Genomic DNA, 22,303 nt, shown 5'->3' on the forward strand with positions numbered 1-22,303 from the left:
GCCATAGGCCCTCGGTATGCAGGTCGGAGCCCTCCCGGCCAGTACAGGCGCCACATTTCCACCACGCGGTATTGGCATTCTCATTTTTAGCAAGTACGTTATCCACTGATGAGCGAGCAAGTTGTCCCTCCAGTAGAGACTCCATCTGGCATCCCGCTGGCGCCCGTCTACGGACCGGACGACCGTGCGGTCGAGCCGCCTGCCCCCGGGACCTATCCCTTCACACGCGGTAACTTCGCGTCCGGCTACCGCGGCAAGACCTGGACCTTCCGCCAGTACTCGGGCTTCGGCACCGCCGAGGAGTCCAACCGCCGATACCGCTACCTGCTGGATCAGGGCGGGACGGGCCTGTCGGTCGCCCTGGACCTGCCGACCCAGTGTGGCTACGACTCCGATGACGAAGAGTACGGCGAGGAAGTCGGCCGCGTGGGCGTTGCCGTCGACACCCTGGCCGACGCCGAGATCCTGTTCGACGGCATCCCGCTGGACAAGATCAGCACCAGCTTCACCATCAACGGCACCGCGGCCATCCTGCTGGCCTTCTACGTCGCTGCCGCGGAGAAGAAGGGTGTGCCGCGTGAGAAGCTCACCGGAACCATCCAGAACGACATCCTCAAGGAATACGCGTCGCGCGGCACCTGGATCTGGCCGCCCGAGCCGTCGCTGCGGCTGATCGCGGACACGATCGAGTTCTGCGCGGCCGAGGTGCCCCGGTTCAATGCGATCTCGGTGGCGGGTGCGCACTTCCGCGACGCCGGCGCCAACGCCGTGCAGGAGATGTCGTTCACGCTCGCCGACGGCGTCACCTACTGCGACACCGTGGTCGAGCGCGGCCGGATGACCATCGACAAGTTCGCGCCGCAGATCTCCTTCTTCTTCTACACCCACGGCGATTTCTTCGAGGAGATCGCCAAGTACCGTGCCGGCCGGCGGCGTTGGGCCACGATCGTGCGGGAGCGCTACGGCGCGACCACCGACAAGGCCTCGATGTTCCGGTTCGGCTGTGTGGCGGGCGGGGCCTCGCTGTACGCGCCCCAGGCACAGAACAACCTGGTGCGTGTCGCCTACGAGTCGTTGGCGGCGGTGCTGGGCGGCGTGCAGTCGATGTTCACCGCAGCGTGGGACGAACCGTTCGCCCTGCCCAGCGAGGAGTCCGCGACGCTGGCCCTGCGTACCCAGCAGATCCTGGCCTACGAAACCGGCGTCACCAAGGTCGCCGACCCGCTCGGCGGTTCGTATTTCGTCGAAGCACTCACCGACGCCACCGAGGCCAAGATCGTCGAGATCATGGACGACCTGGAAAAGCACGGTGGGATGGTCCGCTGCATCGAGGACGGCTACCTGCAGGGCCTCATCGCCGACGAGGCGTTCAAGATCCACCAGGAGGTCGAGTCGGGGGTGCGCCCGGTGGTCGGGGTCAACAAGTTCGTCACCGACGAGCCGGCGCCCGACATCGACACCTACGAGCTCGATGCAGAGGGTCGCGATCTGCAGCTCAAGCGGCTGTCGAAGGTCAAGGCCGAGCGCGACGACGTTGCGGTCAAAGAGACTCTGGCCGCGTTGGCCAGGGGCGCCGAAGGCAGTGGACCGGGGGCAGACAACCTGATGCACCGGTTGATCGACTGCGCCAATGCGTATTGCACAGTGGGAGAGATGGTGTCGACCTTGAAGTCGGTGTGGGGCGAGTTCCAGCAGCCGGTGGTGTTCTGAGCATGGCTACTCGTGTATTGGTCGCCAAGCCCGGTCTCGATGGTCACGACCGCGGGGCCAAGATCGTCGCGCGTACGTTGCGTGACGCCGGATTCGAGGTCATCTACACCGGTATCCGGCAGCGCATCGAGGACATCGTGTCGATCGCGTTGCAGGAAGACGTTGCCCTGGTGGGTCTTTCGATCCTCTCGGGTGCGCACGTCGCGCTGACGGCCCGTACCGTCGAGGCATTGCGGGCAGCCGATGCCGGTGACATCGCCGTCGTCGTCGGCGGCACCATCCCGCAGTCCGATGTCCAGAAACTGCTGGATGCCGGTGCGGCAGCCGTGTTCCCGACGGGTACGTCGCTCGAAACGTTGGTGACCGACGTCCGTGCTCTGACAGAGAAGGTTTCGGAATCATGAGGCTGGGCGTGATGATCGGGGCCGAGCGTGGCGACATGGCCCGCAAGGTCTCCAAGCTGGTCGCCGACATTCAATGGGCCGAGTCGGCAGGCCTGGACAGTGCGTGGATGCCGCAGGTGCCCAACGACTTCGACCTGCTCAGCATGGTGGCGCTGATGGCGTCGAACACCACGCGTATCGAGCTGGGGACCGCGGTGGTGCCGCTGCAGGCGCAACACCCGATCGCGCTGGCGCGGCAGGCGCTGTCGGTGCACGCCATCTCGGGTGGCCGGCTGGTCCTGGGTGTCGGGCCGTCGCACCACTGGATCGTCCGCGACATGCTGGGCCTGCCGTATGACAAGCCGGCCGCCTACACGCGGGACTACCTGCAGGTGCTGAACGCGGCCATCTCCGGGCCCGGAGACGTTGACGTGGAGAATGATTCCTTCACCGTGCACAACCCGACGGTGCTGGGTGCCGACACCCCGATGCCGGTGCTGGTGTCCGCGCTGGGCCCGGTGATGCTGCAGATCGCCGGTGAGCACGCCGACGGCACATCGCTGTGGATGGCTGACGAGAAGGCCATCGGCGAGCACATCGCCCCCAAGATCAACAAGGCCGCCGCCGAAGCCGGTAAGCCCGCGCCGCGTATCGTCGCCGGCATCCCGGTCACGCTGTGCGCCAACTCCGAGATCGAGGAAGCCAAGGACCGGGCCAACCGCGTCCTCGCCGAAGCCGAGACCTCACCCAACTACCAGCGACTGCTGGATCGTGGGGAGGCCCGCAACGTCGGCGATCTGCTCGCAGCGGGTGACGAGGAGTCGATCCTGAAGCGGTTCAAGCAGTTCGCCGATGCCGGGGTGACCGATTTGTCGGTGCGCCTGCTGCCGATCGGGGAGAACCGCGACGAGCTGATCGCGTCGAAGTACCGGACCCGTGAGGTGATCGCCGAGCTTGCGAAGGCGGTCCGGTGACAAGCCCCCGCCGAAACTACGCTTTGTGGCGGCTTCTCGGCCCGATCACGTCCAAACCCGTAGTCTCGGCGAAATGACCGGGCCTCTGGCGGGTATCCGCATCATCGAAGTCGGCGTCATGCTGGCCGGCCCGTACGCCACCATGATGCTGGCCGACCTGGGCGCCGAAGTGATCAAGGTCGAACCCCCCGGCGGGGAGATCTCCCGTCAGGTCAGTGACAGTTATTTCGCCAGCCTCAACCGGGGTAAGCGCAGCATCTGCCTCGACCTCGCCTCGGAGGCCGGACAAGCGAAACTCGCCGAACTGGTTGCTGATTCGCATGCGCTCCTGGTGAACATGAAGCCTTCGGTGATCCGCAGGCTAGGCCTGACCTTTGAGAATCTGCAGCGCTTCAACCCCGAGATCGTCTGTGTCGCGATGACCGGGTTCGGGTTGGACGGGGGAGACGACCCGGCATTCGACTACGTCATCCAGGCGGCCACCGGGGTGGCGGCGATGACCGGTGATCCCGACGGCCCGCCCACCCTGCCGGGCTACTCCTCGGCGGACAACTCGACCGGGCTGACCGCCGCGCTGGGCCTGCTGGCGATGATCGTCTCGGGCCGCGGCGGCCAGGTGGACGTGTCGCTGCGCGATGTCATGCTCTCCCAGCTGAACTACCGTGCCTCGGCCTATCTCAACGACGGCGCCGAACCGCGCCGCCATCCGTTCGGTGCGCATTCGTATTACGTACCCGCGCAGCTGTTCCCGACCGCAGATGGCTACCTGGCGTTGTTCATCACCCACGACGGGTTCTGGAAGTCGTTTGCCGGTGAGTCGGGGATCGACGGTTTCGAGACCATGGCCGAACGGGCCGCTCGGCGGGACGAGGTCCTGGACGTGGTGACCGCCGCGCTGGCGACCGATACCGCTGCGGGCTGGGAGTCACGGCTCAAGCCGCTGGGGATTCCGGCGGCCGCGGTGCGTACCCTGCCGCAGGCGCTGGACGCGACGCCCGAGATGCTCGTCGACGCCGGCGATTTCCGGTTGGTGGGTAGCCCCGTGCACGTCGTGGGATACACACCCGACTATCGGCCGGCTCCGGTGTTCGACGAGTACGGACAGTGCTCGCCTGTTTCTACCCCAGGGTCGTGACTGCTTGAATTGCGCAGCCCAGAGGTAGAAACCGGCGGCACGATCGACCGGTGGCACCGCCCGCCGCAGCTCAGTCCTCGTCGTAGGAAACCGTCACCGAGTCACAGTCCGGGACGGCCTGGCAGGTCAGCACGTAGCCGTCGGCCACCTCGTCGTCGTCGAGCGCGTCGTTGACCCGCATGGTGGCGGTCCCCTCGAGAACCTTGGCCATGCAGGTGCCGCAGTTACCGGCCTCGCACGAGAACGGCGGCGTCATACCGGCCCGACGCGCGCTCTCCAGCAGTGTCTCGCCCTGTCTCCGCGGCACGGACAGCTGCTCGCGGTCGAACACGATCGTGACCTTGCCGTCCGCTGCGCTGTCGGTCATCGGTTCTGCGGTCATGTGACTCCCCTGTGCAAGTACGTTCTGATATGAAGAGAATACCATTCTCGTTAAGTGATAGTATCTTCTCGGCGTGTTCAGGGCGCAGCAGAGTCTTCTGAGAGGGGTTGCATGTTGGCTGGGGCCATAACTGCTCCTCGCGTGCGCACCGCCGCCGTGCTCGCGTTCGACGACCGTGAGTACACCCTGGCCGAACTCGACGCGCTGACCAGCGGAATGGCCACCGAGTTGGAGCGCAGAGGCGTCCGGCCGGGTGACCGCGTCGCCATGATGTCGTCCAACCGACCAGAGTTCGTCGTGGCGCTCCGGGCGATCTGGGGTCTGGGCGCGGTAGCCGTGCTGATCAGCCCGGCGTGGAAGGCTGCCGAGGTGGCCCATGTGCTGGCGCTGACCGCGCCTGCTCACGCGGTGGGGGACCACGAGGTGCTGGCCGCGCAGATGTCGATGCTGCACCTGGATGAGCCGATCACGCCCGGTCTCCGGCAGTTCGATCCGCCCGAGCCTGACGCCGACGCGTTGTTCGTCTTCAGCTCGGGAACCACGGGCCTGCCCAAGGCGGTGCGGCACACCCATCGCGGGTTCGCCGTGGCCATCGACCACTGGCGTGACGCGCTGGGCTTCACCCGCGACGACCGCATGCAGATCATGACGCCGCCATCGCACATCCTGGGGTTGCTCAACATCGCCATGGTGCTCGACACCGGCGCCTGGATGCGTCTGCACCGCCGCTTCGACGTCGACACCATGCTGCGGCACATCGAATCCGATCGGATCACGATCGAGATGGCCGTGGCGCCAATCGCATTGGCGCTGGCCGCGCACCCCGATCTGGGCCGCTACGACCTGTCCTCGCTGCGCTACGTGATGTGGTGCGCCACCCCGGTGACCCGCAGCGTCGCCGACGCCGTCACCGAGCGGGCCGGAATCCGGTGGCTGACGGCCTACGGCACCACCGAACTCCCGGTGATCGCGTGCAATCCGCTCGATGCCACCCACATCGACACCGTGGGCACCCCGGTTCGCGGGGTCGACGTCCGGATCGGCGAGGACGGCGAGATCCAGGTGCGGTCGGACTCGGTGATGGCGGGCTATCTGCCGAAGCAGGCCACCGCGGGGGCGTTCTGTGACGGCTGGTATCGCACCGGTGACATCGGCTACCTCGACGACGACGGATACCTGCGCATCACCGACCGTTCCAAGGAGATGGTCAAGGTCCGCGGCTTCCAAGTGGCGCCGGCGGAGGTCGAGGCAGTGCTGCACGGCCATCCCGCGGTCACCGACTGTGCCGTGTTCGGGGTGGCCGACGCGGCCGACGGCGAGGCCATCGTGGCCGCCGTGACAACACATTCTGCGGTGTCGGCCGAGGAGCTCATCGACCTTGTCGGTGAGCGGCTGGCCTCGTACAAGCGGCCCAGCCGCGTGGAGTTCGTAACCGAGATACCCCGGTTACCTTCCGGAAAGGTATTGCGACGAGTGCTGAAGGAGCGGCATGGACGTTCGTCTGACGTCTGAACAGCAGCAGCTGCGAGAGGCCGCAGCGAAACTGGCCGACGACCTCGGACCGGATGCGGTCGGAGAACTGTCGGATGAGGGCCGGATTGCCCGATTGGAGAGCACGGTCGCCGCAACCGAGTGGCGCACACTGCGTTCCGACGGCGCCTCCGGCGTGGAAGTGGCGATCATCGCCGAGGAGTTCGGACGCGGTCTGGTCGACGTGCCCTTCCTCGGTCCGGTGCTCGCCGACGATCTGGCCCGCCGGCTGGATCGCGAGGTGAAGGTCGGGACCGACGAAGCCGCCACCGCCGGTGTGGATCTGACCCGCAGCACGGTGGGCGTGGTCGAGTCGCCCGCCGAGCTCGCTGAGCTGTCGAGCGAGGACGCCCTGCGTTGGCAGGCGCTCGCGCTGGCGGCCACCAGCGCCGACCTGGTCGGTGCCGCCCGCGGCGTGCACGCGCTGGCCGTCGACTACGCGAAAGTCCGTGAGCAGTACGGGTCCACGATCGGGTCGTACCAGGCTGTCGCACACCTGCTGGCCGAGGGACTCGCCCTGATCGAGGGATCGATCAGCGTGCTGCGTCACGCGGCGTGGGCCGTCGACGAGCTGCCGGCCGAGGAAGCCGTCCGGGCCGGAAAGATCGCCAAGGTCTACTGCGCCCGCGCCGCGCGCACCGTCTGTGAGACTGCGATCCAGGTGCACGGCGGAATCGGAAACACCTGGGAATGCCTGGCGCATGTGTACCTGCGCCGGGTACTGGCATCCACACAGTTGTGGCCCGTCGGACTGGAGGACATCGATCTTGGACTTTCGTGATTCACCTGAGGAAGCTGCCTTCCGGGACCGACTGAGGGCCTGGCTGGCGGACAACGCCGCGTCCTTCAAGGCATCCGGCGACGACTATTGGGCCCGGATGGGCGAGTGGCACCAGGCTCTCTATGCCGCAGGCTTTTTCGGCACCTCGTGGCCCGAAGAGTTCGGCGGCCGGGACCTGCCGCCGGTCTACGACGTCATCGTCGATGAGGAGCTGGCCCGGGCAGGTGCCCCGCCGCGCCCCAGCCTCGGCTATCTCGTCGTCGGCCTGGGACATCACGGCAGCAAGGAACTGCAACAGCGCTTCCTGCCGGGCATGATCAACGGGACCGAGCGCTGGTGCCAGGGCTTTTCGGAGCCCGGTGCCGGTTCGGATCTCGCCTCGCTGACCACGACGGCGACGCGTGACGGCGACAACTACATCATCAACGGGCACAAGATCTGGACCAGCTACTCCGATGTGGCGGACTGGTGCCTGGTGCTGGCCCGCACCGACAAGGATGTGGCACGACACAAGGGCATCTCGGCGTTCATCGTGTCGATGCACCAGGACGGCATCGAGCAGCGGCCGTTGCAGATGATCAACGGCGTCACCACGGAATTCGGTCAGGTGGCGTTCGACGGTGCGGTGGTGCCGGCCTCGAACATGGTGGGTGAGCCGGGCGACGGCTGGCGCCTTGCAATGACGGTGGTCAGCCATGAGCGCGAACCGTCGACTCTCGGCTATTCGGCGCGCTATGGAAAGCTGGTGCGCGAGATGGCGTCTCGGGTCGAAGGCGCGGGCGGCAAGGTGCCCGAAGACCTGGCCTGGGCCGGGGTGCAGGCCGAGATGCTGCGTCTGCATGTGCGCCGGCGGCTGTCCGAACAGCTCGACGGGCTCAAGCACGGGCCCGATGGCTCGTTGGACAAGTTGCTGATGACCTGGGTCGAGCAGTCCGTCGGGCATGCCGCGTTGGCGGTGACCGGCACCAGTGATCCTGAACTGCTGAGCGCGTACCTCTACAGCCGCGCCCAGAGCGTCATGGGTGGCACATCGCAGATCCAGAAGAACATCATCGCGTCACGAATCCTCGGGCTGGGAGTCTAGATACATGTACGGAATGCCAGACGAAATCGATGTGCAGGCAGATGGCGCACTGCGCATCATCACGCTGAACCGTCCCGACGCGCTCAATGCGGTCAACGACAACCTGCACGTCGGGCTTGCACGGTTGTGGGAAGCGCTCAACGAGGACGCCGACGCGCGCGCCGCGGTGATCACCGGTGCGGGCCGGGCCTTCTCGGCGGGCGGCGACTTCAACTACCTCGACGAGCTGCGGCGTGATGAAGCCTTGCGCCAGAAGACGATCAAGCACGGCCGCGATCTCGTCATCGGCATGGTGCGTTGCCGCATCCCGGTTGTCGCCGCGGTGAACGGCCCGGCCGTCGGGCTGGGCTGCAGCCTGGCAGCGCTGTCCGATGTCGTCTACATGGCCGAGAACGCACACTTCGCCGATCCGCACGTCCAGATCGGGCTGGTGGCCGCCGACGGTGGCCCGCTGGTATGGGGTTCGCAGATCAGCCTGTTGCAGGCCAAGGAGTTTGCGCTCACCGGTGTGCGGATCAAGGCTCAGCGGGCGGTCGAACTGGGCTTGGCCAATCACGTCGTCGAGGATCCGCTGTCGGAGGCGATCGCGTGCGCGAAGAAGCTGATCGACCTGCCCAAGCAGGCGGTCGAGGCCACCAAGCGGTTGATGAACATCCAGCTGGAGCAGCAGGTGATGGCGTCACTGGATTACGCCAACCTCGCCGAGTACGTCTCGTTCGGCACTGCTGATTTCAATCGCATCGTGGACGGCCTGATCGCCAAGAACTGACCCCCTGCACCGCTCACCCTGCACCGCGAGCGTGCGTGTCTGCTGCCCGACACTCCGTGTCGAGGCAGCACTCCACGCACGCTCGCGGGATGCCACGGGGCACAAGCTGTTACGCGCGCCGGCGTCATCGGCAGGTACGGAGTCGCGGTGCGACTAGAACGTGAGCGCCTCGGAGCGCTGGACGGTACCGGAGACACCGCTGGCGTCTTGACCGGCCAGCCGTACCGCCGCGAGGCCCATGGCCTCGGGCGGCTCGACCATCTCCGGCGGAATCTGCAGCCCGCTGCCGCCGGCCTGCCACCCCTCGGTCAGCACCACGCGTGACGGGCTCAGGCAGTTGACTGCGATGTTGTCATCGCGCAAGTCGGACGCCAGGCCGAGATAGAGACGTTCGGCCGCGGCCTTGGACACCCAATAGGCGTTGGCGCCGTGCTCGACCATGTCGACACCGGTGGTGGTGATCGCGATCAGCGACCCGCCTCCGCGGTTGCGCACTTCAGGAATGGCCGCCTTGGTCACCAGGAACACTCCGGTGAGGTTGACGTCGAGACACAACTGCCAGCGCTTGAGCGGTGTGGTCTCGACCGGGCCGAGCCACAGCACACCGGCGTTGGCGACCAGGATGTCGATACCGCCGAACTCCGAAACCGCCGTGGCCACAGCCTTGTTGACCGATTCCTCGTCGGTGACGTCACAGGCGACCGGAATTGCCCGGCCACCGGCATCGTTGATGTCGGCGGCCACCGAACCGATGGTGCCGGGCAGCTTGCCCGGTTGTTCGGAGCGCGCGGCCACGGCTACTGCGGCACCTTCAGCGGCCAGTGCGGCAGCGATCGTCGCGCCGATGCCGCGGCTGGCCCCGGCGACGAATGCGACCTTTCCGTTCAGGCTGCCGGTCGCACCGCCACGGTGGGCCGACGTTTCGTGCACGTTCGTCATGAACCGAGTGTGCACGAAATGCTGGTCAGTACCGGCGTTTTCACCGACAGACACGCACGCTCGCGGGGCGGGGAGGACGACATCTACTTGGGCGGGAAGCGCAACGCCCCATCGAGGCGGATGATTTCGCCGTTGAGATAGTCGTTTTCGATGATGCTCTGCGCCAGCTGGGCGTACTCGACCGAGCGGCCCATGCGCTTGGGGAACGGCACCTGCGGCCCCCAGTACTGCTCGAGTTGATCGGCGGCCTTGCCGTAGGCGGGGGTGTTGATGGTGCCGGGGGCGATGGTGCAGACCCGGATGCCCAACGGCGACAGGTCACGCGCCGCGACGAGCGTCATGCCGAGCACACCGCCCTTGGCGGCCGAGTAGGGGAGTTGACCGATCTGGCCCTCGAACCCGGCGATCGACGCCGTGTTGACGATGACGCCGCGGCCACCTTCCTCCAATGGCTCGGTCTTGGCGATCGCCGCGGCCGACAGGCGCATCACGTTGAACACCGCGGTCAGATAGAACTCGATGGTCTTCTTGAAGCCCTCGAGGTCCAGCGGGGAACCGTCCTTGCCGACCAGGCGTCCGCCTGCGGCGGGCCCGCCGTGGGTGTCCACCGAGATACGTAGCGGGGCAAGGGCTTCGGCCTCGGCGATGGCTGCGAGCACCGACTCCTCGGAGGTGGCGTCGGTGCGCACATAGCGCACCCCCAGCTCCTTCTCCAGTGCGGCGCCTTTCTCGTCGGCGAGGTCCGCGACGACCACCTTGGCTCCCGCTGACTGCAGGCGGCGGACGGTCGCCTCACCCAGGCCACCCGCCCCGCCGACGACGATCGCGGAACTACCGGCGATTTGCATACGGTTCCCCTTCTTGCAACTGACACTCTCTAACTGCGAGAATAACATTCTCTTACCGGGTAAACCAGGGAGCAGATCAATGCCAGAAGCCGTCATCGTGTCCGCGCTGCGGACTCCCATCGGCACAGCGAAGAAGGGCACGTTGCGCGATACGGATGCCTACGTGCTGGCCGATCACGTGGTGCGAGCCGCATTGGAGAACATCCCTGCCGACCTGGCCGTATCAGTCGACGACGTGATCCTCGGCGAAGGTCTGTACGGCGGCGGTGTCATCGCCCGCCACGCCGCGATCACCGCCGGCCTCACCACGGTCCCCGGGGCGTCGATCAATCGGCACTGCGCTGCGGGCCAGGCGGCCGTGCAAAGTGCCGCCGCGTCCATCCGTGCCGGGATGGACCGGTTGATCCTGGCCGGCGGGGTCAACTCCGCCTCCACCTCGCCCCGGTTCATCCGCGCGGCCGGTAGTGCCAAGGACGCGGAGTGGGTGAACTGGTTCCCGCCCACCCATCCTGACCGGCCGGACGCGCCGAACATGGACATGTCGATCACGGTCGGCTGGAACGCCGCGGTCAAGGCCGGGGTGAGTCGCGAGGAGATGGATGAGTGGGCGCTGGGCTCGCACCTCAAGGCCATCGCGGCGATCGACGAGGGCCGGTTCAAGGAGGAGATCGTTGCGATCGAGACTCCCTACGGGTTGTTCGACACCGACGAGCATCCGCGCCGTGACACGACGTTGGAGAAACTGGCCGCACTCAAGCCGCTGCACCCCGAGATCGACGGATTCTCCATCACCGCGGGCAATGCCTGCGGTGCCAACGACGCGGCCGCGCTGCTGACCATCGCCAGCGACAAGCTCGGTCTGCCGGCCCTGGCCACCATCAAGTCGTGGGCCTCGGTGGGCGTGGACCCGGCTTCGACCGGGTTGGCCCCGGTCGAAGCCATCACCAAAGCCCTTGGCCGGGCCGGGCTTTCACTGTCGGATGTGGACCTGTTCGAGATCAACGAGGCTTTCGCGGCGATGTGTGTGGCGACCGTCAAGCTGCTCGACATCGACCCGGAGATCGTCAACGTCAGCGGCAGCGGGTGCTCTCTGGGCCATCCGGTGGCCGCCACCGGGGCTCGGATGCTGGCCACCATGGTCCATGAGCTGCGCCGGCGCGGCGGCGGTATCGGCGTGGCCGCGATGTGCGCCGGCGGCGGTATGGGCTCGGCGACGGTCATCGAGGTGCCTTCGCCGTAGTGTCAAACGTGATGACGAAGCACAACATCGAAGAGCTCATCGCCGCGGCGCGCGACGGATCCCAACGTGCCGTGGGGCGGTTGTTGAGCCTGGTCGAAAGCGACCGTCGCGACGAGGTTCTCGCGGTGCTCGGCGCGGCGTCGCCGCGCGTCATCGGGATCACCGGGCCGCCGGGAGCCGGAAAGTCGACGACGGTCGGTGCGCTCGTGGGTGCCTACCGGGAGCGTGGTCTGCGGGTCGCGGTCCTCGCGGTGGATCCGTCGTCCCCGTACAGCGGCGGTGCGCTGCTGGGGGACCGGATTCGGATGGCCGCCCACATCAACGACGCCGACGTGCTGATCCGGTCGGTGGCGACCCGTGGGCACCTGGGTGGACTGGCCGCCGCGGTCCCCGCGGCGATCCGGCTGCTGGCCGCACTGTCCTACGACCTGATCGTGCTGGAGACAGTGGGCGTGGGTCAGTCCGAGATCGAGATCGCCGCGATCGCGGACCCGACCGTGGTGATCCTCAATCCCGGAGCCGGTGACGCCGTGCAGGCTGCCAAGGCCGGGCTGCTTGAGGTCGCCGATCTGGTGGTGGTGAACAAGGCCGACCGCGAGGGTGCCGATCAGACCGCGCGTGACCTGCGCGCCGAGGCGACCGTGCCGGTACTCAAACTCGTTGCGGCTCAAGGGGAAGGGCTGGCCGAGCTGGTCGAGGCCATCGACGCTCACCACCGCTCCGACACCGCGGCGCGCCGCACGGCACGTGCTCGAACCCAGATCCTGTCGCTGGCCCAGACCTTGCTGCGCAATCACGGTGAGCTGGACGGGCTGGCCGCCGCGGTGGCCGACGGCACAACCGATCCGTACAGCGCCGCAGCGCAGTTGATCGCAGATTCAGCCGGGTAGGGCCAGGACACGCCGCATCGTCTGCAGCAGCTCCGCGCGCAGCGTGTCATCGTCGACGTCGGTCACCAGCGGGTGCATCACCGCCACGCTGATCACGCCGGACAACACGGCAGCGTGGACCCGCGCGCCGTCGCCGGACTGATCGCCGAGCATGGCCGCATAGAGCCGGTCGATGAACTGTTGGAACGGTTCGTGTTCGGCGAGCAGCCGCACCACGACCGGATCGAACTGCAGTGTGCTGGCGGCACGTCGACGTGATACGGCCATGTCGATCACCCGGGTGAGAAGCACTTCCCGCGCCCGGGTGGGTGAACCCTCGGCCTCTGCGGACTCCAGCGCATCCTCGAGCTGGCCGAGTTCACGCTCGGTAAGCGCGATGACGATGGCTTCCTTGGTCTTGAACTGGTGGTAGACAGCGGCTTTGGTGACACCGAGCGCGTCGGCGATCATCTGCAACGACGTGCCGCTCACCCCGTGGTCGGCGAACAGCTCCAGCGCCGCATCGAGGATGCGGGTCTGAGCTGCGCTGCGCGGGGTGCCGAGCACGACTCGACCGTAACCGATCAGCTCACCGACTTGCCCGTCGCCGCGGCGTAGCCGCTGCGGTAGCCGAACACCATTGCGGGCCCGAGGGTGCCCCCGGCCCCGCCGTAGGCCTTGCCCGTGACGCCGCCCATGGCGTTGCCCGCGGCGAACAGGCCGGGGATCGGTGCGCCGTTGACGTGCAGCACCCGGCCGTCGCGGTCGGTGCGAGGTCCGCCCTTGGTGCCCATCGCGCCGATCTTGACGGGAACCGCGTAGAACGGCGCGGTGTCGAGCGGCCCGAGGGTCTGGCCGGCCGGCGTGGCGGCCGAATTGTCGCCCCAATACCCGTCGTACGCGCTGGATCCGCGGCCGAAGTCCGGGTCGATCTCGCGGGAGACGTTGTCATTCCAGTGGTTCAAGGTCTCGGCCAGGCCTTCGGCATCGATGCCGGTCTTGGTGCCGAGTTCGGCCAGGGTGGCCGATTCGCAGAACCAGTCCGGCACCGGGTCGCCGGGTTCGACGCCGAGGAAGCCGTAGCGCTGCAGGTGCACCGAGTCGAACACGATCCAGGCCGGGTCGTTGGCGTAGCCGATCTTGGGGTCGAGGTACTGGAAAGCGCCTGCCATCGAGTTGTATTCGCCGGCTTCGTTGAGGAAGCGCTTGCCCGCCCGGTTGACGATGACGCTGCGCGGCCGGGTGCGTTCCAGCCGCACGCTGCGGCTGCGTGGGTGGCCGTCGATGGTGTCGCCGGGAATCTGCACGATCGGAACCCACCACGCCTCACCCATGTTGGCCAGATCGGCGCCGTGGGCCATGGCCATCCGCAGGCCGTCTCCGGTGTTGTTCGGCGGGGACACCGCGCCGCGCATGGGTCCACGCAGGTAGGCCTCGACCAGCTTGGCGTCCCATTCGAATCCGCCGGTGGCCAGCACCACGCCACTGCGGGCACGCACGGTGACATCGGCGCCGTCGACGCTGATCAGCACCCCGGCGATGCCGTCGGCATCACCGATCAGCTCGATGGCGCGGGCCTCGGTGACCGGCTGGATGCCGCGATCGAGCAGGCCGCGCAGCAGACCGGCGATCAGCGCCGTGCCTGCGACGCAAAGGTCGGCTTCGGGATCGTCGTAGACGGCATGGATGCGAGCACGGGTCTCCGCGTCGATGCCGACATTGCTGAAATCCGCTGGGAAGGAGGTGATCCGGTCCCGCCAGGCACCGAGCTTGGCCTGGTCCACGGGACCGGCGCTCAGCGACCGGCCACCGCCCGGGCGCCCGCCCGGAAGCTCGGGCTTGTAATCGGGAAAGCCTTCGGCGACGGCGAAACGCAGCTCGCTGTGTTCCTCGACGAAGTCGAGCATCGCCGGGCCGGTCCGCACGAAGGTGTCCACCAGATCGGCGTCCATGTAGCCGAGTGACTGGGCCTGCAGATAGTCCACCGCGTCGGAGACCGGAAGCGGCCCGTCTGCACTGCGGTCATGGGCCGGGATCCAGACGATTCCGCCGGAGACCGCTGTCGTGCCGCCGACCGTGGGCGCCTTCTCGTAGATCGCGACCGACGCGCCGTTGACCGATGCGGTCAGTGCGGCTGTGAGCCCGGCGCCACCGCTGCCCAGTACGACGACGTCGACCTCGTTGTCCCAATCCGTCATGTGCGCCTCGCCTTTCAGTACAGGATCGCCGATAGTTCATTTGCCGCTCGGACCACCGCGTCCTTGCCGCCCAGCACGACGTCTTCGCGGTGCGAGATGAGATTGATGCAGGTGGGCGGTGACGGCAGGCGCCTGCGCACGGGCACCGCCAGGCCGTAGGTGTCCGGTTCGATCTCGCCGTGGGTGATCACCCAGCCCTGTTCGCGGGTCTGGCGCACGAGCTCACGTTCCCCCGGTCGCGGCGGCATGCTCGCCAGCAGTGCCACCCCGGCGGCGCCGCGGTCGAGCGGGTGGCGGCTGCCCTCGTGGAAGGACAGTTGATAGAACACCTGCGTCGGGACGATCACCGCGACCGCCACCTGTTGATCGCCCTCTGCCACCAGCAGCGATACCGTGCTGCCGAGCTCGTCGGCCAGTGCCCGCAGGGTCGGGACACTGAGCGCGCGCATGTTGTTGTCGAAGGACGATCCGAGCGCGGCCAGCCCGGCGCCGGGCCGGTAGCGGCCGTCCTCACCTTTTGTCACATACCGGAACTGACTGAGCGTGGCCAACAGCCGGTAGGCGATCGTGCGGTGGGCGCCGACGTGGTCGGCGACCTGTTGCACGGTGAGCCCGGTCGGGGCCGCGGCGATGGCCGCGAGCGCGCTGAGACCACGCGCCAGCGTCTGCGAACCGGGCACGCCGTTGGGAGTGCTGTCGGTCTTCGTTTGTGCCTGCGGCTGGGTTGCCTTGGCCGGCATCGCGCCCCTCCTTGACAGATAGAACCGCGAGAGTGATGCTCTGATAATAATGCACGCTGATGTGCGCTATATGAGCAAAGTGCTTACAAATTTGGAGAATATCATTCTCCCTACCTCCGGAGAGGGGAACATGACAAGCACTGCCGCCGGGCCGGCATCCGGTTCCGTTTCGGCCACCGAGCACGAGAGCGTCTGGGCCGACCTGCAGGGGGTGGCGTTCTCGCAGGGCTATCTGGATGTGGGCGGCGTCCGCACCCGCTACCTGCATGCCGGTGACCCGAAACTGCCCGTGTTGGTTCTGCTGCACGGGTCGGGCGGGCATGCCGAGGCCTACGTGCGCAATCTGGAGTCCCATGCCGAGCACTTCTCGACGTGGTCGATCGACATGCTCGGGCACGGCTACACCGACAAGCCGGGACACCCGCTGGAGGTGTCGCACTACGTCGATCACCTGATCGGCTTCCTCGACACGATCGGCGCGCAGCGCGCCCATATCTCCGGTGAATCACTCGGTGGCTGGGTGGCCGCACGCGCCGCGGCCGATCATCCGGACCGCGTCGACCGGCTGGTGCTCAACACCGCCGGCGGCTCGCAGGCCGACCCCGAGGTGATGAAGCGGATCATCACACTGTCGATGGCGGCCGCGGAGAACCCGAGCTGGGAAACCGTGCAGGCCCGGATCAAGTGGCTGATGGCCGACAAGACAAAGGATTACGACGACATCGTGGCGAGTCGTCAGGCGGTGTACCGCCAGCCCGGTTTCGTCGCCGCGATGAGGGACATCATGGCGCTGCAGGATCCGGAGATCCGGGCGCGCAATCTGCTGGGGGAGAGGGAGTACGGTTCGATCACCGCGCCCACGCTGGTGCTGTGGACGAGCGACGACCCGACCGCCGATGTCAGCGAGGGCCGGCGGATCGCATCGATGATCCCGGGTGCCCGGTTCGAGGTCATGCCCGACTGCGGGCACTGGCCGCAGTACGAGGACCCCGAGACGTTCAACCGGCTGCACCTGGACTTCCTGTTGGGGTCCGAACGTGGCTGACGAGGTCGACGTCCTCATCGTCGGGGCCGGGCCGGTCGGCCTGACCCTGGCGAATGTCCTTGGCATCCAGGGCGTCCGAACGCTCGTGGTGGAGGAACGCGACACCCTCATCGACTACCCGCGCGGGGTCGGTCTGGACGACGAGTCGCTGCGGACCTTCCAGTCCATCGGACTGGTGGAGGCGGTTCTTCCGCACACCGTGCCCAATCAGATCCTGCGGTTTTACGACGGCAACCGCCGGCTGCTGGCCGAAATGGCGCCTCCGGACGCCCGATTCGGCTGGCCGAAGCGCAACGGCTTCGTTCAGCCGCTCGTCGACGCGCAACTGCTGGCCGGCCTGGAGCGGTTCGAGCACGTGCAGGTGGCCTGGGGCCGCCGGATGGAATCGGCCGTCGAGGCCGCTGACGGGGTCACGGTCGAATTCGGCCCGGACGTCCCCACGGTGCGCGCACGCTACGTGGTGGGGTGCGATGGCGGGCGCAGCGCGACCCGCCGCCTGATGGGGGTCTCGTTCGACGGCACCACCTCGCCGACGCGCTGGGTGGTGGTCGATCTGGCCAATGATCCGTTGGGGCATCCGAACAGCGAGGTCGGTGCCGACCCGGACCGGCCGTACGCCTCGATCTCGATCGCACACGGCATCCGCCGGTTCGAGTTCATGATCCATGCCGACGAAACCGACGAGCAGGCCGAGGATCCCGAGTTCGTGGCGCGGCTGCTCGCTCCGTTCGTACCGCATCCGGACAAGGTCGACGTGATCCGCCGCCGGGTCTACACCCACCACTCCCGTATCGCCGGGAACTTCCGTAAGGGCCGGTTCATGCTGGCCGGCGACGCCGCGCATCTGATGCCGGTATGGCAGGGCCAGGGTTACAACAGCGGTATCCGGGACGCGGCCAACCTCGGCTGGAAGCTGGCCGCGGTGGTCAACGGTCAGGCCGGCGACGCGCTGCTGGACAGCTACGACACCGAGCGCCGCAAGCACGCGCGGGCCATGATCGATCTGTCGACGTTGGTTGGCCGGGTGATCTCGCCTACCAACCGCAAGATCGCGGTGGTGCGGGACAAGCTGATTCGCGGTGCGTCCGTGGTTCCGGCACTCAAGCGCTATGTGCTGGAGATGCGGTTCAAGCCGATGCCGCGCTATGACCAGGGTGCGGTCTACCACCCGAAGGCGCCGACGCCGGACGCTCCCGCCGGCACGTTGTTCATCCAGCCGCGGGTGGACACCCGCGAGCAGTCGAACGTGTTGCTCGACGATGTGATCGGGCTGAATTTCGCGGTGCTGTGCTGGAACAACAATCCGCGCGCACTGCTCGGTGAGCAGGCTTATCAGCGCTGGAAAGGCCTGGGCGCGAAGTTCATCGCGGCCCGGCCACAGACCCAGTTGTTCTGGACCGGGCACGACGCGGACCACGACGACGGCTCGGTGGTGGTCGTGGGTGACCGCACCGGTGCGCTGAAATCCTGGTTCGACGTGCATGCCGAATCGGTGCTGGTGCTGCGCCCGGACCGGTGCATCGCCGGGGCCGACATCGCCCAGCGCGCCCCGGAACTGAGCGCCGCCCTGTTCGACGTGCTGCATGTTCGGGAGGGAGGTGCGAACGATGCCGGTAGCCCTGTGCTGTATGTCCCACAGCCCACTGCTGAATCTTCCGGGACCGTCGGCTGATCTCCTCGGCGAGATCAGAACAGCGGTCGCGAGTGCTCGTGCGTTTGTTGCCGACTACGACCCCGAACTGGTCGTCACCCTCTCGCCCGACCACTACAACGGTTTCTTCTACCGGCTGATGCCTCCTTTCTGCATCGGCACCGCCGCGGCAGGAGTGGGGGATTACGGCACGCACGAAGGTGCGCTCAACGTCGCCGGCGACATCGCCCAGCAGTGCGCCGAGGCGGTGTGGGAGTCCGGGGTCGACATCGCGATCTCGACGAGCATGGACGTCGATCACGGCACCGTGCAGCCGCTTCAGGAGTTGTTCGGTGAAGCGACCGCGCGCCCCATCGTGCCGATCTTCATCAACTCGGTCGCCACCCCGCTCGGACCGCTGGCGCGGTCCCGGGCACTGGGCGCGGCAGTGGGTGCATTCCTGGCGACCCTCGACAAGCGGGTACTGGTGCTGGGTTCCGGTGGGCTGTCGCATGATCCACCGGTGCCGACCTTGGCCACCGCACCGCCGGCGGCCTTGGACCGGATCGTGCACGGGGTACCGATGACCGCCGAACAGCGGATGGCCCGGCAGACGGCGGTGAGCCAGGCAGCTCAGGATTTCGCCCACGGTGACAGTGCGCTACGGCCGCTGAATCCCGAATGGGACCACAGCTTGCTGGAGATCTTCGACGAGGGCCGATTGACCGATCTGGACGGCTGGTCCAACAGCTTCATCGCCACCGAAGGGGGCAATTCGGCGCACGAGATCCGCACCTGGGTGGCCGCATTCGCGGCGCTCGCAGCCAACGGGCCGTACCGAACCGGGAACCACTTCTACCGGGCGGCACCGGAATTGATCGCAGGATTCGCAATCAGGACGGCGGTAGGAATCGCAGCATGACCTCAGACAACACGACGTTCGACGAAACGGTCGACGTGCTCGTCATCGGATCCGGGGGCGGCGGTATGACCGCCGCGCTGGCCGCCGATGCGGCCGGTCTCAAAACCCTCGTGGTCGAAAAGTCCTCCCATTTCGGTGGTTCCACCGCACTGTCCGGCGGAGGCATCTGGGTGCCCGGTGCGCCGTCGCAGCGCCGGGCCGGCTACGTCCCCTCCCCGGACGGCGTGTTCGACTACCTCAAGCGCATCACGGAGGGCACGGTCAGCGACGCGCGGCTGCGCAAGTACGTCGAGGCCGCACCGGAGATGATGGACTTCCTCGAGCACAACAGCGATTGGTTCGAGTTCGTCTGGAAGCCCGGCTACGCCGACTACTACCCGGAACTGCCGGGTGGCTCCGAGCAGGGCAGCACCATCAACGTCCCGGCCATCGACCTGCGCAAGCTCGGCGAACACGAACAGGAACTGCTCGCCCCACTGGCCCTGGCTCCCAAGGGAATCTGGTTCGCCCCCAAGGATCTTCGGCTCTTCTACCAGGTCCGGCAGAATTGGCGCGGCAAGGCGGTTCTGCTGAAGCTGATCTGGCGGATGGTGCGGGCCAGGGTGTTCGGAGACCGGATGGCGGCCATCGGCCAGTCGCTGGCCGCCCGGATGCGGCTGGCGCTCAAGCAGCACGACATCCCGCTCTGGCTGGATGCACCGATGACCTCGCTGATCTCCGATCCGGACGGTGCGGTGCTCGGTGCGGTCATCGAGAGGGAGGGCAAGCCACTGCGGGTCCGGGCCACCGGGGGAGTGATCCTCGCCTCCGGCGGATTCGACCATGACATGGCGTGGCGCAAGGAGCACCTGCCGGTACTGGAGAAGGACTGGAGTTTCGGCAATCCCGCGGCCACCGGCGACGGCATCCGTGCCGGTGAGAAAGCCGGCGGCGCCACCGAACTGCTCGACGAGGCGTGGTGGTTCCCGGCCATCTGCTGGCCTGACGGGCGGCTGCAGTTCATGCTCAACGAGCGGATGATGCCGTCGCAATTCGTGGTCAACGGTGCCGGCAAGCGGTTCATCAACGAGGCCGCGCCCTACATGGACTTCGCCCACGCGATGCTCGAAGGACAACAGTCCGGGGTCGAGCACATCCCGTGCTGGCTGGTCACCGACATCGACTCGTTCCACCGGTATGTGGTGGCCGGGCACCTGCCGATTCCCAAGATTCCGTTCGCCCCCGTGCCCACCGGGCGCAAGGTGCCACGCGCCTGGCTGGATTCCGGTGTGGTCGTCGAGGCCCACAGCTGGGAGGAACTGGCCGGCAAGATCGGTGTGCCCGCGCAGAACCTGCGGGCGACAGCCGAACGGTTCAACCAGTTGGCGCACGGCGGGCACGACGACGACTTCAACCGCGGCGACAGCGCGTACGACAACTACTACGGGGACCCGACCCTGCCCAACCCGAATCTGCGTCCGCTCGGCAAGCCGCCGTACTACGCGTTCCAGATCATCCTCGGTGACCTCGGCACCTCGGGCGGTCTGCGCACCGACGAGTACGCCCGGGTCCTGCGCGCCGACGAGTCCACGGTGGACGGGCTCTACGCGGTGGGCAACGTCTCGGCGGCGGTCATGGGCCGCAGTTATGCCGGTGCGGGCGCGACCATCGGCCCCGCAATGACATTCGGATACGTCGCAGCCAGGCACATCGCCGACCTTCAAGCCGAGCTGCGCATCGAACAACCGGTCGCACAACGAGTTTCACCAGCCGCCAACCATCAAGTCCAGGACAACGTCAGCAACACCCCAGGAGGAAACCGATGAAGATTTCGCTGTTCTACGAGTTCCCACTGCCCCGGCCGTGGTCGGAGGATGACGAACATCAGCTGTTCCAGCACGGACTGACCGAGGTCGAGGCCGCCGACAAGGCCGGTTTCTCCACCGTCTGGCTGACCGAGCACCACTTCCTGGAGGAGTACTGCCACTCCACCGCGCCGGAGATGTTCCTGGCTGCCGCCAGCCAGCGCACCAAGGACATCCGGCTGGGTTTCGGTGTCATGCACCTGCCCCCACCGATCAACCACCCCGCCCGCATCGCCGAGCGCGTCGCCACCCTCGATCATCTGTCCAACGGGCGGGTGGAGTTCGGCACCGGTGAGGGCTCCTCGGTCGCCGAGCTGGGCGGCTTCGACATCGACCCCGCCGACAAGCGCACGATGTGGGAAGAAGCCCTTGAGGTTTCGATCCGCTGTATGACCGAGGCGCCGTTCACCGGATTCAAGGGCGAGCACGTCGAGATGCCTGCCCGCAACGTCATCCCCAAGCCGCTGCAGAAGCCGCACCCGCCGGTCTGGGTGGCCTGCACCCGCCCGTCGTCGGTGCAGATGGCCGCCCAGAAGGCCATCGGTGCACTGAGCTTCGCCTACACGGGTCCCGAAGCCCTCAAGGAGCGGGTTGACGGGTACTACCAGGAATTCGAAGAGCAGGGTGCTCCCATCACCCCGGCAATCAACCCCAACATCCTGGCCATCGGCGGCGACCTGTCGATGATGGTGGCCAAGTCCGACGACGAGGCACTCAAGCGCCTCGGCATCGGCGGTGGCTTCTTCTCGTTCGGGATCATGCACTACTACCTGACCGGCATGCACACCCCCGGCCGCACCAAGGTGTGGGAGCGGTACGAGGAGGCGGTCAAGGAGGATCCCACGCTGGCCTACGGTCCCGGACGCGGTGCCATCGGTTCGCCCGACACCGTGCGCGAGTTCCTGCGCGCCTACGAGGCGAGCGGGGTCGACGAGATCATCCTGCTGCTCAACCCGCGCAGCCATGAGGGCACCATGGAGTCCATCGAGATCATGGGCAAGGAGATCCTGCCCGAGTTCATCGAGCGGGATGCGAAGGCGGTGGCGGACAAGGCCAAGCGCCTGGAGCCGGTGATCGAGAAGGTCGAGTCGCGTCGCCGCCCGTCGGACGCCCCGTTGTTCGACGAGACCTACGCCTTCGGCGGACTGCCCACCGGCCGTGACAAGTTCACCGCCGGCGAGATCCCCGAGGCGATGGCCGAGATCAACGAAGGCCGGGTCAAGGCCGCCCAGGCCGAGAAGGACGCTCGCGGGAAGTCGGAGTGAGCAGAAGTCGGCAAC

Annotated in this window: 21 protein-coding genes; 15 read left to right on the top strand and 6 right to left on the bottom strand. The window is 67.1% G+C overall.

The features are described 5' to 3' along the window. Positions 1–108: 108 nt before the first annotated feature. From ACNQR1_RS13295 to ACNQR1_RS13310, 4 genes are all read left to right on the top strand, one after another. The gene (locus ACNQR1_RS13295) at positions 109–1,710 is read left to right on the top strand and encodes a methylmalonyl-CoA mutase family protein (protein WP_418046658.1); all 1,602 of its coding nucleotides are present in this window, start codon (positions 109–111) and stop codon (positions 1,708–1,710) included. A 2-nt stretch (positions 1,711–1,712) separates the two neighbouring features. After that, on the top strand, positions 1,713–2,114 hold the full coding sequence (locus tag ACNQR1_RS13300) for a cobalamin B12-binding domain-containing protein (protein WP_418046660.1): 402 nt from the start codon (positions 1,713–1,715) through the stop codon (positions 2,112–2,114). After that, positions 2,111–3,067, top strand: a complete 957-nt coding sequence (locus ACNQR1_RS13305; protein WP_418046662.1) for an LLM class F420-dependent oxidoreductase — start codon at positions 2,111–2,113, stop codon at positions 3,065–3,067. Before ACNQR1_RS13300 ends, ACNQR1_RS13305 begins: the two co-directional genes overlap by 4 nt. A 73-nt stretch (positions 3,068–3,140) precedes the next feature. Beyond that, the gene (locus ACNQR1_RS13310; RefSeq protein ID WP_418046663.1) at positions 3,141–4,202 is read left to right on the top strand and encodes a CaiB/BaiF CoA transferase family protein; all 1,062 of its coding nucleotides are present in this window, start codon (positions 3,141–3,143) and stop codon (positions 4,200–4,202) included. Positions 4,203–4,272: 70 nt separating this feature from the next. Here ACNQR1_RS13310 and ACNQR1_RS13315 read toward each other — a convergent pair whose 3' ends face one another. Beyond that, a complete protein-coding gene (locus ACNQR1_RS13315) occupies positions 4,273–4,584 on the bottom strand; it encodes a 2Fe-2S iron-sulfur cluster-binding protein (RefSeq protein WP_418046665.1) in 312 nt (103 codons plus the stop codon). A gap of 141 nt (positions 4,585–4,725) precedes the next feature. On the opposite strand from ACNQR1_RS13315, the gene ACNQR1_RS13320 reads away from it, so the two are divergent. Genes ACNQR1_RS13320 through ACNQR1_RS13335 form a run of 4 tightly spaced genes read left to right on the top strand, consistent with a single transcriptional unit; the run spans position 4,726 to position 8,748 of the window. Beyond that, a complete protein-coding gene (locus tag ACNQR1_RS13320) occupies positions 4,726–6,096 on the top strand; it encodes a class I adenylate-forming enzyme family protein (protein ID WP_418046667.1) in 1,371 nt (456 codons plus the stop codon). Then, positions 6,074–6,895 carry an acyl-CoA dehydrogenase family protein gene (locus ACNQR1_RS13325; protein ID WP_418046669.1) on the top strand — a complete coding sequence of 274 codons (822 nt, stop codon included), beginning with the start codon at positions 6,074–6,076 and terminating at the stop codon, positions 6,893–6,895. Before ACNQR1_RS13320 ends, ACNQR1_RS13325 begins: the two co-directional genes overlap by 23 nt. After that, complete coding sequence (locus ACNQR1_RS13330; RefSeq protein ID WP_418046671.1) at positions 6,882–7,979, top strand: acyl-CoA dehydrogenase family protein; 1,098 nt, start codon at positions 6,882–6,884, stop codon at positions 7,977–7,979. The genes ACNQR1_RS13325 and ACNQR1_RS13330 overlap by 14 nt, the downstream gene beginning before the upstream one ends. Before the next feature lie 4 nt (positions 7,980–7,983). Then, positions 7,984–8,748, top strand: a complete 765-nt coding sequence (locus ACNQR1_RS13335) for an enoyl-CoA hydratase/isomerase family protein (protein WP_418046673.1) — start codon at positions 7,984–7,986, stop codon at positions 8,746–8,748. Between the two features lie 153 nt (positions 8,749–8,901). On the opposite strand, the gene ACNQR1_RS13340 is transcribed toward ACNQR1_RS13335, so the two are convergent. Together ACNQR1_RS13340 and ACNQR1_RS13345 are read right to left on the bottom strand one after the other, a co-directional pair. Continuing rightward, the gene (locus ACNQR1_RS13340; RefSeq protein WP_418046675.1) at positions 8,902–9,687 is read right to left on the bottom strand and encodes an SDR family NAD(P)-dependent oxidoreductase; all 786 of its coding nucleotides are present in this window, start codon (positions 9,685–9,687) and stop codon (positions 8,902–8,904) included. Positions 9,688–9,770: 83 nt separating this feature from the next. Further along, positions 9,771–10,535, bottom strand: a complete 765-nt coding sequence (locus ACNQR1_RS13345; RefSeq protein WP_418046677.1) for an SDR family NAD(P)-dependent oxidoreductase — start codon at positions 10,533–10,535, stop codon at positions 9,771–9,773. A 79-nt stretch (positions 10,536–10,614) separates the two neighbouring features. Between ACNQR1_RS13345 and ACNQR1_RS13350 the strand changes: the two genes are divergently transcribed. Next, on the top strand, positions 10,615–11,775 hold the full coding sequence (locus ACNQR1_RS13350; RefSeq protein WP_418046679.1) for a thiolase family protein: 1,161 nt from the start codon (positions 10,615–10,617) through the stop codon (positions 11,773–11,775). Between the two features lie 11 nt (positions 11,776–11,786). Next, positions 11,787–12,665, top strand: a complete 879-nt coding sequence (meaB, locus tag ACNQR1_RS13355) for a methylmalonyl Co-A mutase-associated GTPase MeaB (protein ID WP_418046681.1) — start codon at positions 11,787–11,789, stop codon at positions 12,663–12,665. Here meaB and ACNQR1_RS13360 read toward each other — a convergent pair. The 3 genes from ACNQR1_RS13360 to ACNQR1_RS13370 are packed head-to-tail and all read right to left on the bottom strand — an operon-like array spanning position 12,654 to position 15,582. Then, a complete protein-coding gene (locus tag ACNQR1_RS13360) occupies positions 12,654–13,211 on the bottom strand; it encodes a TetR/AcrR family transcriptional regulator (RefSeq protein WP_418046683.1) in 558 nt (185 codons plus the stop codon). The genes meaB and ACNQR1_RS13360 overlap by 12 nt on opposite strands. Positions 13,212–13,228: 17 nt before the next feature. Continuing rightward, a complete protein-coding gene (locus tag ACNQR1_RS13365) occupies positions 13,229–14,842 on the bottom strand; it encodes an FAD-dependent oxidoreductase (protein ID WP_418046685.1) in 1,614 nt (537 codons plus the stop codon). 14 nt (positions 14,843–14,856) lie between these two features. Then, positions 14,857–15,582, bottom strand: a complete 726-nt coding sequence (locus ACNQR1_RS13370) for an IclR family transcriptional regulator (RefSeq protein WP_418046687.1) — start codon at positions 15,580–15,582, stop codon at positions 14,857–14,859. A gap of 130 nt (positions 15,583–15,712) precedes the next feature. On the opposite strand from ACNQR1_RS13370, the gene ACNQR1_RS13375 reads away from it, so the two are divergent. From ACNQR1_RS13375 to ACNQR1_RS13395, 5 genes are read left to right on the top strand one after another with little or no spacing between them, the layout of a single operon-like run. Next, a complete protein-coding gene (locus ACNQR1_RS13375) occupies positions 15,713–16,627 on the top strand; it encodes an alpha/beta fold hydrolase (protein WP_418046689.1) in 915 nt (304 codons plus the stop codon). Further along, the gene (locus ACNQR1_RS13380; protein ID WP_418046691.1) at positions 16,620–18,299 is read left to right on the top strand and encodes a bifunctional 3-(3-hydroxy-phenyl)propionate/3-hydroxycinnamic acid hydroxylase; all 1,680 of its coding nucleotides are present in this window, start codon (positions 16,620–16,622) and stop codon (positions 18,297–18,299) included. The genes ACNQR1_RS13375 and ACNQR1_RS13380 overlap by 8 nt, the downstream gene beginning before the upstream one ends. Then, positions 18,256–19,179 carry a 3-carboxyethylcatechol 2,3-dioxygenase gene (locus ACNQR1_RS13385; RefSeq protein WP_418046693.1) on the top strand — a complete coding sequence of 308 codons (924 nt, stop codon included), beginning with the start codon at positions 18,256–18,258 and terminating at the stop codon, positions 19,177–19,179. Before ACNQR1_RS13380 ends, ACNQR1_RS13385 begins: the two co-directional genes overlap by 44 nt. Further along, positions 19,176–20,984 (top strand): FAD-binding protein, encoded by a 1,809-nt coding sequence (locus ACNQR1_RS13390; protein ID WP_418046695.1) that lies wholly within the window; start codon positions 19,176–19,178, stop codon positions 20,982–20,984. Before ACNQR1_RS13385 ends, ACNQR1_RS13390 begins: the two co-directional genes overlap by 4 nt. After that, complete coding sequence (locus ACNQR1_RS13395; RefSeq protein ID WP_418046697.1) at positions 20,981–22,288, top strand: LLM class flavin-dependent oxidoreductase; 1,308 nt, start codon at positions 20,981–20,983, stop codon at positions 22,286–22,288. Before ACNQR1_RS13390 ends, ACNQR1_RS13395 begins: the two co-directional genes overlap by 4 nt. Positions 22,289–22,303 lie beyond the last annotated feature (15 nt).

This window comes from Mycobacterium sp. 48b, assembly GCF_048282725.1.
In the GTDB taxonomy this organism is placed as follows: domain Bacteria; phylum Actinomycetota; class Actinomycetes; order Mycobacteriales; family Mycobacteriaceae; genus Mycobacterium.